We start from the raw sequence: 10,382 nt of genomic DNA, 5'->3' as shown, positions 1-10,382 counted from the left end.
AAAAAGAAGACCGAACATTTTGCTTGCGAGGTGATCATTTAGGTTGTACGATGACATACAACTGATCCACGATCGTTCTGCCGTATTCACCGATAACCTGTCTGGAGACCTTCGCAATGCAAGCACTCGAATTACAAAAAGTCCTGTCGCACGGCCTGCTGTCCTTCCCCATCACCGACTTCACCGCCGAACTCGAATTCGACAAGGCCGGCTACCAGAAGCGCCTCGAATGGCTGGCTCCGTACGGCGCCACCGCGCTGTTCGCCGCCGGCGGCACCGGTGAATACTTCTCGCTGCACGGCGAGGAATACGGCCAGATCGTCAAGACCGCGGTCGATACCTGCGCAGGCACCGGCGTTGCGATCCTGGCAGGTTGCGGCGGTCCGACCCGCGCCGCCATCGCCCACGCACAGGAAGCCGAGCGCCAGGGCGCCCAGGGCCTGCTGCTGCTGCCGCACTACCTGACCGAATCCAACCAGGATGGCCTGATCGCCCACGTCGAAGCGGTGTGCCGCTCCGTGAAGATCGGCGTCGTCGTCTACAACCGCGCCAATTGCCGCCTGACCCCGGATTCGCTGGCCAAGCTGGCCGACCGCAACCCGAACCTGATCGGCTTCAAGGACGGCATCGGCGACATCGAACTGATGGTCTCGATCTACCGCAAGATGGGCGACCGCTTCAGCTACCTGGGCGGCCTGCCGACCGCGGAAGTCTATGCCGGCGCCTACAAGGCACTGGGCACCCCGGTGTACTCGTCGGCCGTGTTCAACTTCGTGCCGCAGCTGGCGATGGACTTCTACAACGCCACCGCCTCGGGCGACACGGCCACCACCAACCGCCTGATGGACGAGTTCTTCCTGCCTTACCTGGAGATCCGCAACCGCAAGGGCGGCTACGCCGTCAGCATCGTCAAGGCCGGCGCCCGCCTGGTGGGCCATGGCGCGGGTCCGGTGCGTCCGCCGCTGACCGACCTGACCGCGGAAGAAGACCAGATGCTGCTGGACCTGATCAAGAAACAAAAGAACCCGGTGTAAGGGTAGAGCCATGACGATCACTGGTGAAATGATCATCGGCAGCCAGCTGGTCCGCGGTACCGCGGGCGAGCAGCGTGCCTACAATCCATCGACCCGCGCCGAGTTCGAGCCTGCCTTCGGCCAGGCGACCGGCGCCGACGTCGACCGCGCCTGCGAACTGGCAGCCGCGGCCTTCGACCCCTACCGGCTACTCCCGCTGGAGCAGCGTGCACGCTTCCTGGAAGCGGTGGCGGAACAGATCCTGGCCATCGGTCCGGAGCTGATCGAACGCGCCCAGCAGGAAACCGGCCTGCCGCAAGCCCGCCTGGAAGGCGAGCGCATGCGCACCGTGAACCAGCTGCGCCTGTTCGCGAAAGTCGTGCGCGACGGCCGCTTCCTCGGGGCGACCATCGACACCGCGCTGCCGGAACGCACTCCGCCGCGTCCCGACCTGCGCCTGTCGAAAATCGGCCTGGGCCCGGTCGCCGTCTTCGGCGCCAGTAACTTCCCGCTGGCCTTCTCGGTCGCGGGTGGCGACACGGCGTCCGCACTGGCCGCAGGCTGCCCGGTCGTCGTGAAAGCCCACGGCGCCCACCTCGGCACCTCGGAGCTGGTCGGCCGCGCCGTCCAGCGCGCCGTCAAGGAATGCGGCCTGCCGGAAGGCGTGTTCTCGATGCTGTTCGGCGACGGCCGCACCATCGGCCAGCAGCTGGTTGCGCACCCGGCCATCAAGGCGGTCGGCTTCACCGGCTCGCGTGGCGGCGGCACCGCGCTGATGCGCACCGCGGCGAGCCGTAGCGAGCCGATCCCGGTCTACGCCGAGATGAGCAGCGTGAACCCGGTCTTCCTCCTGCCGACCGCGCTGGAAGAGGGCGGCGCCGCGCTGGCGAACGGCTTCGTCGATTCGCTGACCCTGGGCGTCGGCCAGTTCTGCACCAATCCGGGCCTGGTGTTCGCGGTCAAGGGCGCGGCGCTGGACGCCTTCACCGCCGCGGCGACCACCGCGCTGCAAGCCAAGGGCGCCGGCACCATGCTGACCGCCGGCATCCATGAGGCCTACAACAGCGGCATCGCACGCTTCGGCGCGACCGAAGGCCTGCGCCTGGTCGCCCAGGGCAGCCTTGATGGTATCGGCTGCGCCGCCCAGGCCGCGCTGTACGAAGTCGAGGCCGGCGCCTTCATCGGCAACCCGGAGCTGCAGGACGAGATCTTCGGCCCGGCCGCGCTGGTGGTGCGTTTCGAGACCGAAGCGCAGATGCTGCAGGCAGCCGAACAGCTGCACGGCCAGCTGACCGCGACCGTGCACGTGAAGCAGGCGGACCACGCGCTGGCTGCGAAGCTGCTGCCGATCCTGGAGCGCAAGGCCGGCCGCGTGCTGTTCAACGGCTTCCCGACCGGTGTCGAGGTTTCGCATGCGATGGTCCACGGCGGCCCCTTCCCGGCCACCAGCGACAGCCGCAGCACCTCGGTGGGCGCGACCGCCATCGACCGCTTCCTGCGGCCGGTGTGCTACCAGAACCTGCCGGCCGAGCTGCTGCCGGAGCCGCTGCGGGACGACAATCCCCTGCGCCTGGCACGCGTGCTGGACGGCGACCTGAAGGTCGCGGTGTAATCACGGGGGCGCCTGGTGCGCCCCCTTTGACGATTGAAGCACCAGCCGGCGGAGACACCGGCTGATCCACTTGAAAAGAACTGATCACATGAATCAGCAAGTCATGAGCCGTAGCCCAGAGAAGACCGCGGAGCTGGCCTCCACGGTGGGCAAATACCGCTGGACGATCTGCGCCCTGCTGTTCTTCGCCACCACCATCAACTACCTCGACCGCCAGGTCCTGAGCCTGCTGGCGCCGCTCCTCACCAAGGAATTCGGCTGGTCGAACACGGACTACGCCAACATCACGGCGACCTTCCAGTTCGTGTACGCGATCTCGATGCTGTTCGCCGGCCGCGTGATCGACCGCCTCGGCACCAAGCGCGCCTTCGTGCTCGCCATCGTCGTCTGGTCGATCGGCGCCATCGCCCACGCCTACGCGATCGGCATCGGCACCGCCGTCAACAACGTCTTCACGACACTCGGCCTGGCCGCCGTGCCGGTCTCGATCATCGGCTTCATGGTCGGCCGTGCGGTGCTGGCGATCGGCGAAGCGGGTAACTTCCCGGCCGCGATCAAGGCCACCGCCGAGTACTTCCCGAAGCGCGAGCGCTCCTTTGCCACCGGCATCTTCAACTCCGGCGCCAACGTCGGCGCGATCCTGGCGCCCCTGACCGTGCCGCTGATCGCCGAGTACTGGGGCTGGCAGGCCGCCTTCATCGCCGTCGGCGCGGTCGGCTTCCTGTGGATGGGCATCTGGCTCTGGCTGTACGACACGCCGGAACGCCAGAAGCGCCTCAGCCCGGGCGAACTGGCCTACATCAACAGCGACAGCACGCCGGTCGAAGCCGTTCCCGCCTCCACCAAGCCGAAGGCATCGTGGTTCAAGCTGCTCGGCTACCGCCAGACCTGGGCCTTCACCTTCGGTAAATTCATGACCGACGGCGTGTGGTGGTTCTTCCTGTTCTGGCTGCCGAAGTACATGTCCTCGCAATACGGCCTGACGGGTCCGGAAATGGTCGTTCCGCTGGCGGTCCTGTACAGCATGACCATGGTCGGCTCGATCGGCGGTGGCTGGCTGCCGACCTGGTTCATCGACCGCGGCGCCAGCATCTACCAGGGCCGCATGCGCGCCATGCTGACCATCGCCCTGTTCCCGCTGGTGGTGCTGGCGGCCCAGCCGCTCGGCGCCCTGGGCTACTGGTTCCCGGTGATCCTGATCGGCATCGGCGCCTCGGCCCACCAGGCTTGGTCGGCCAACCTGTTCACCACGGTGTCGGACATGTTCCCGAAACACAGCGTCGGTTCGGTGGTCGGCATCGGCGGCATGGCCGGCGGCCTGGGCGGCGTGCTGCTCACCAAGCTGGGCGGCTGGCTGTTCGACTACTACGGCGCCCTGGGCCACCTGGAGACCGGCTACATGATCATGTTCTCGATCTGCGCGCTGGCCTACCTGGTCGCATGGGGCGTGATGAAAGCCCTGGTGCCCGCGCACCGCGAGATCACCGACCTGTAAGATGAGCGACATGCAGATCGAACGACTCGAAGGCGTGCATTGCGCCACCGGCGAAAGCCCGACCTGGAACGTCGCCGAGGGGGCGTGGTACTGGGTCGACATCCCGGCGCGCCGGGTCTGGCGCATGGACCACGCCACCCGCGCGGCGCGCTATTGGGAAGCCCCGGAGATGGTGGCTTGCGTGGCGGCGGCAAGCGACGGCAGCCTGGTGGCGGGCATGGAAACCGGCATCTTCCGCCTGACCCTGGGCGAGGATGGCGACGCCAAGGTCACCCTGCTGGCGGCGCCGCCCGCTTCCCAGCTGGGCGAGGGCATGCGCTTCAACGACGGCCGCTGCGACCGGCAGGGCCGTTTCTGGAGCGGCACCATGTTCATGGACATGGGCGCGGCGCGCGCGGTCGGCGGCTTGTACAGCTACGGCGCGAAGAGCGGCCTGGTGGGCCCGGTGGTGAGCGGCATGCTCACCCAGAACGGCCTGGCCTGGTCGCCCGACGGCCGCACCATGTACCTGTCGGATTCGCATCCGCAGGTGCGCACGGTGTGGGCCTTCGACTACGACATCGAGACCGGCACGCCCAGCAACAAGCGCGTCTTCCTCGACCTCACCGGGCAGAAGGGCCGTCCGGACGGCGCCGCGGTCGATGCCGAGGGCTGCTACTGGAGCTGCGCCAACGACGCCGGCCTGCTACAGCGTTTCACGCCCGATGGAACGCTGGACCGCGAGATCGCACTGCCGATGGCCAAGCCCTCGATGTGCGCCTTCGGCGGTCCGGACCTGGACGTGCTGCTGGTGACCTCGATCGACCCGGGCACGGGCGGCGACGCCGGCTCCGTCGTGCTGCTGCGCCCGGGCGTGCAGGGCGTGCCCGAGACGCCGTTCGCCACCAGCTGATTCGACTTTTCTTCATCCAGGCAGTACCCTGTTCGCGGTTTCGTGAACAGGTGTGAAGAAGATGTCGGGCAAGGGAAGTGAAATGCATGCGCAGCTGCCGCCGCTGCCGGTGGTGGCGCGCACGCCGGAGGAAGCTGCGGCGCGCAAGCTGGCGCAGGAAGAACGCGATGCCGCCGTGCGCGGCGTCGCCTCGATCGCGGCGATGCGCGAGGCCGTCAAGGCGCACGCGCGCAGCCTGCCGCTATTGACAAGCATCCCTCGTGTAAAACGCCTCGACGCGCAGGCCTTCGACGCTAGAGCCGCGCAAGGGCTGCCTTTTCTCATGACGGGCCTGGTCGGGCGCTGGCCCCTGTGCAGCCTGACGCCATCCGAATTGCGTGAACGGTACGGCGACCTGCCCGTACGCGCCCGCACCGGCGACTACATCCGGCAAGCCTTCCGCGCCGACCGCCCGATGCGCGACATGAGCCTGCGCGACTACCTCGACCTCGAACCCGGCCGCATCCACGGGCCCGACGAACCGCCGCCCTATGTCGGGAATATGGAACTGCGCGAGCTGAACCGCCTGTGCCACTGGCCCGCCTACTTCCGCAAGATGGGACCGCCGCGCTTCTGGCTCGGCCCGATCGGCACGATGACGCCGCTGCACTGCGACTTCGACGACAACATCTTCGCCCAGATATGGGGAGCCAAGCGGATCTTCCTGGTCCCACCGCACCATGACGAATTCCTGTATGCGCGCGAGGCGAACCCGGTGCTGTTCGGCTCGCCTTTCGATCCGGAACAGCCGGATTTCGACAGCTATCCACTGGCGCGCCGGGCGAGGGCGGTCGAAGTGATCGTCGAGCCGGGGGATATGCTGTATGTGCCCGCAGGTTGGTATCACCAGGTGCGCGCGCTGACGTTCTCGCTGTCGTCCAATCGCTGGGCGCGCGGCAAACCGCTAGCCCTGTAGGGTGGGCGGTCCTCCGCCCACGCGTTCAGCCGACGTCAAATGGACAATGCGCCTCGATTCACCGTGTAGTTGAACGCGTGGGCGGGGACCGCCCACCCTACTAATGCACCATGCGCGCGTACTGGGTGAAGTGCTCGGCGCTGAGCGCGTGCTGGTATAAAAATCCCTGGTAGATGAAGCACCCGGCGTCGGATAAGAACTGCCGCTGCCCAGGCGTCTCCACCCCTTCCGCGATCACCTGCAGTCCCAGGCTGTCGCCCAGCGCGATGATCGAGCGGACGATCGAGGCGTCGTTCTGGTCGGTCAGCACGTCGCGCATGAAGGAGTGGTCGATCTTGAGCTGGTCGAGCGGGAGCTTGCGCAGGTAGGCGAGCGACGAATAACCGGTGCCGAAGTCGTCCAGCGAGAAGCTGATGCCGCGCTGCTTCAGCGTCGCCATCGTGTGGGCGGTGTGGGTGAAGTCGCTCACCACCAGGCTTTCGGTCAGTTCCAGCTTCAGGCTGGAAGGCTGGACCCCGGTCTCCTCGAAGATCTGCTGCAGCATGGGCACGAAGTCCGGCTGGGTGAACTGGCTCGCGCTGACATTCACAGACAGGGTCAGGCCCGCCGTATCCGGCCAGCGCTGCCAGCGTGCCAGTTCGGCGCAGGCGGTGCGCAGCACCCAGCGGCCGATGTCGATGATCAGGCCGCTCTCCTCGAGGGCCTGGATGAACTCGGAAGGATAGAGCAGCTTCCCGTTCGGCAGCCGCCAGCGCAGCAGCGCCTCGGCGCCGATCACGCGGCTGCTGCGGTCGAGCTGCGGCTGGTAGTGCAGCACGAACTCCTCGTCGCGCAGCGCGCGCCGCAGGCCTTTTTCCAGCTCGGCCCGCGCCGACCACGCGGCCTGCACCGCGGGGTCGTGGAAGCGGTAGGTATTGCGTCCGCAGGCCTTGGCCTGGTACATGGCGGCGTCGGCCTGGCGCAGGGTCGATTCGACCGTGTCGATGGTGCCGCACAGGGTGGTCACGCCGACGCTGACCGAGACCGAGTACATCATCTCGGCCAGCTGGAAGGGCGCGGCCATCGCGGCCACCACCTTGGCCGCCACCGTCTCGGCCTGGGCCGCCGCGCCTTCGCGCGTCTCCTCCACCGGCTGGATCAGGATCACGAACTCGTCGCCGCCCAGGCGCGCCACCAGGTCGGCTTCGCGCACGCAGTGCTCGAGCCGCCGCGCCACCGCCTGCAGCAGCATGTCGCCGGCCGCGTGGCCCTGGGAGTCGTTCAGGTACTTGAAGTTGTCGAGGTCGCAGAACATCAGCGCGCCGCATTTCCGCGTGCGCGCGCTGCCCAGCAGGGCGCGGCGCAGGTGGTCGAGCAGGCTGGCGCGGTTGGGCAGGTCGGTCAGCGGGTCGAAGAAGGCGAGGTGGTAGATCCTCGCTTCGTTGTGCTTGCGCTCGCTGATATCGGTGCCGATCACCAGGATCTTCTGGGGCGCGCCGGACTCCCGGTCGGCCGCCAGCAAGGTCCAGCGGGTATCGGTCTCGATGCAGACGCCGTCGCGCCGCAGGTGCGTGAGCTCGCCCGACCACTCGCCGTTGGTGAGCGTGGTTTCGTAGGCGGCGTGGTAGGCCGGCAGGTTCTCGCACAGGAGCTCGGAAAACTTCTTGCCGCGCGCCTCGCTGGCGCTCCATCCGTACAGGCGTTCGGCGCCGTTGTTCCAGTAGATGATGCGCGAGTTCATCTCCATCGCAATGATGGCGTCGCGCGCCTGTTGCAGGTAGGAAGCCTGTTCGTAGACCAGCATGTTGGCGTTGCGCAGCTGGGTGTAGTCGAACATGAATCCTTCGATGATCCGCCCACCGCCTTCGGGCGGCGCCGCGCCCTGTTCGTAGACCCATCTCAGGCTGCCGTCCGTGCAGCGGATCCGGTAGGTCAGCTGAAAGGAGCGTCCCTGCTGCAGCGCCAGGGCGACGCCGCGTTCGGTAGCTGCGCGATCGTCGGGATGGATCAGGCTGGCGAAGTTCACGCCGGGGCGCGCCAGGAAGGCAGCGGGTGGATAGCCGGTGAGCTTCTCGACCCCTGCGCTGATGAATTCCATGGTCCAGTCGGCATCGACCAGACAACGGTAGGCGACCCCTGGCAGGTTCTGAAGCAGCAGCTCGAGCGACAACGCGTGCGCGTCGCCTGCAACGGGCGATTGCGGTCCCTCAACGGCGCTCATCCGTCCTCGCGAAGTGGTGTGAGTTACGTCTTATTATCGTTATGCGATTTCTGGTAACTATCCTAGCGCAAATTTGCGCCGTATTGACAAGGCGCGATTGAAATTGGAAAAGAATTGTTGCTGGGACGTTGACCTTCAGATTAGCCCCAGGTTTCGCGTAACACGTCCCGGAATAGTGCGGACAAGAGCGGCTCGACCTCCGAACGGGCGTCGCGGGCGATATGAAGCGTTTCCAGCCGCGCCAGCTCGGACACGATGAATCCCTGTATCGCCGGCACCTGCGGCGCCAGCCCCAGCTCAGGTGCGGCGCGCTTGGCCTCGAGCAGCGCATCGATGGCGTCGCGCAGCGCCGGCTCGCCGTCGATCATCTCCAGCAGGCGGCCGAACTCGATTGGTGCGGGTGAGCGGTGAGTGAGCAGCCAGCGTACCGCGAGCAGAGGGCGCAACACGTAGAAATACTTCTTCAGCGGGACGCGTTCGGTCTGCAAGTAGCCGCGGAAATTGGTCTTGGCCATACTGCGGTAGTGATGCACGCCGCGTTCGATCGAATACACCCGGGGCAGCAGTTCGCGCGCCCGCGTCGCGAACGAGCCAGCCGACTCGTACACGAGCGGTGACTGGATCCACTCGACGAAACCGGGATTCGAGCGCTGGAACAGGCGCAGGGCCTTGCGCAAGTCCCAGCCGTTGACGTCCATTTCGCCGACGATCGGGTACTCGATGACGTCGCGCTGTTCCTCCAGGCCGACGGACAGGTACCACTCGGGCCGGTTCACATAGATGAAGCGGCCGTCGTAGTCGCTGTCGGGCGAAGCGAAGCCCCAGGCGCGGCTGCCGGATTCCACGGCGAGCAGCACCTTGACCTCGTGTTCGGCTTCCGCCCGGCGCAGGCGGCGCCGGATTTCATCCTGTTTGTCGGCAGCGATCACCGGATGCTCAGAACGCGGCGATGCCGGTCTGCGCACGGCCGAGGATCAGCGCGTGGATGTCGTGGGTGCCTTCGTAGGTGTTGACGACCTCGAGGTTGACCATGTGGCGCACGATGCCGAACTCGTCGGAGATGCCGTTACCGCCGAGCATGTCACGTGCCGTACGTGCAATATCCAGCGACTTGCCGCAGGAATTGCGCTTCATGATCGAGGTGATCTCGACGGCGGCGGTGCCTTCGTCCTTCATGCGGCCCAGGCGCAGGCAGCCCTGCAGGCCGAGGGTGATTTCGGTCTGCATGTCGGCCAGCTTTTTCTGCACCAGCTGGTTGGCGGCGAGCGGCTTGCCGAACTGCTTGCGGTCCAGCACGTACTGGCGTGCGGTGTGCCAGCAGGCTTCGGCGGCGCCGAGCGCGCCCCAGGCGATGCCATAGCGCGCCGAGTTCAGGCAGGTGAAGGGGCCCTTCAGTCCGCGCACGTCCGGGAAGGCGTTCTCTTCCGGGCAGAACACTTCGTCCATGACGATCTCGCCGGTGACCGAGGCGCGCAGGCCGAACTTGCCGTGGATTGCCGGTGCGGACAGGCCTTTCCAGCCCTTCTCCAGCACGAAGCCGCGGATCGCGCCTTCGTCGTCCTTGGCCCAGACCACGAACACGTCGGCGACCGGCGAGTTGGTGATCCACATCTTGCTGCCGGTGAGCGAGTAGCCGCCTTCGACCTTGCGCGCGCGGGTGACCATGGAGCCCGGGTCGGAGCCGTGGTTCGGCTCGGTCAGGCCGAAGCAGCCGATCCATTCGCCGGTGGCCAGTTTCGGCAGGTATTTCTGTTTGGTTTCCTCATTGCCGAACTCGTAAATCGGCACCATGACGAGCGAGGACTGCACGCTCATCATCGAGCGGTAGCCCGAGTCGACGCGCTCGACTTCGCGCGCGATCAGGCCGTAGGCGACGTAGTTCAGGCCCGGGCCGCCGTACTGTTCCGGAATGGTCGGGCCGAGCAGGCCCAGTTCGCCCATCTCGCGGAAGATCTCGACGTCCATGCGCTCGTGGCGGAAGGCCTCGAGGATGCGCGGCTGCAGCTTGTCCTGGCAGTAGGCCGCCGCGGCGTCGCGCACCATGCGCTCCTCGTCAGTCAGCTGGCTGTTCAGCAGCAGGGGGTCGTCCCAGTGGAAGGCGGCTTTGCGGGGCGAATCGGAGTGGCTCATGGATCTTCCTGTCTCGATGGGGTTTTTTACGGTAACAAAGGCGCGCGCCCGTCCCTGGACCGCGCCATAGCCCACTCATTATAGG

The 10,382-nt window shown here is 66.6% G+C and carries 8 protein-coding genes; 5 read left to right on the top strand and 3 right to left on the bottom strand.

Translation table 11 applies throughout. From position 1 onward, the window contains the following. Positions 1–116: 116 nt before the first annotated feature. The 5 genes from kdgD to ACQ7JA_RS09185 all read left to right on the top strand — a co-directional run bounded on the left by kdgD (position 117) and on the right by ACQ7JA_RS09185 (position 5,967). Positions 117–1,034: a 5-dehydro-4-deoxyglucarate dehydratase gene (gene kdgD, locus ACQ7JA_RS09205; protein ID WP_430896819.1), complete on the top strand. Its 918-nt coding sequence runs from the start codon at positions 117–119 to the stop codon at positions 1,032–1,034. Positions 1,035–1,044: 10 nt separating this feature from the next. Next, positions 1,045–2,625, top strand: a complete 1,581-nt coding sequence (locus tag ACQ7JA_RS09200) for an aldehyde dehydrogenase (NADP(+)) (RefSeq protein ID WP_430896817.1) — start codon at positions 1,045–1,047, stop codon at positions 2,623–2,625. Positions 2,626–2,728: 103 nt separating this feature from the next. After that, positions 2,729–4,120, top strand: coding sequence for an MFS transporter (locus ACQ7JA_RS09195; protein WP_430896815.1), 1,392 nt, complete (start codon positions 2,729–2,731; stop codon positions 4,118–4,120). 10 nt (positions 4,121–4,130) lie between these two features. Next, on the top strand, positions 4,131–5,012 hold the full coding sequence (locus tag ACQ7JA_RS09190) for an SMP-30/gluconolactonase/LRE family protein (RefSeq protein ID WP_430896813.1): 882 nt from the start codon (positions 4,131–4,133) through the stop codon (positions 5,010–5,012). An 82-nt stretch (positions 5,013–5,094) separates the two neighbouring features. Then, positions 5,095–5,967 (top strand): cupin-like domain-containing protein, encoded by an 873-nt coding sequence (locus ACQ7JA_RS09185; protein WP_430896811.1) that lies wholly within the window; start codon positions 5,095–5,097, stop codon positions 5,965–5,967. Between the two features lie 100 nt (positions 5,968–6,067). Here ACQ7JA_RS09185 and ACQ7JA_RS09180 read toward each other — a convergent pair whose 3' ends face one another. From ACQ7JA_RS09180 to ACQ7JA_RS09170, 3 genes are all read right to left on the bottom strand, one after another. Further along, on the bottom strand, positions 6,068–8,167 hold the full coding sequence (locus ACQ7JA_RS09180; RefSeq protein ID WP_430896809.1) for a putative bifunctional diguanylate cyclase/phosphodiesterase: 2,100 nt from the start codon (positions 8,165–8,167) through the stop codon (positions 6,068–6,070). 140 nt (positions 8,168–8,307) lie between these two features. Beyond that, a complete protein-coding gene (locus ACQ7JA_RS09175; RefSeq protein WP_430896807.1) occupies positions 8,308–9,096 on the bottom strand; it encodes a nucleotidyltransferase domain-containing protein in 789 nt (262 codons plus the stop codon). 7 nt (positions 9,097–9,103) lie between these two features. Further along, positions 9,104–10,297 carry an acyl-CoA dehydrogenase gene (locus tag ACQ7JA_RS09170; RefSeq protein WP_430896805.1) on the bottom strand — a complete coding sequence of 398 codons (1,194 nt, stop codon included), beginning with the start codon at positions 10,295–10,297 and terminating at the stop codon, positions 9,104–9,106. Positions 10,298–10,382 lie beyond the last annotated feature (85 nt).

The organism is Massilia sp. BKSP1R2A-1 (assembly GCF_050586525.1).
GTDB lineage: Bacteria > Pseudomonadota > Gammaproteobacteria > Burkholderiales > Burkholderiaceae_D > Telluria.
This window is presented reverse-complemented; position numbering and strand designations above follow the sequence as displayed.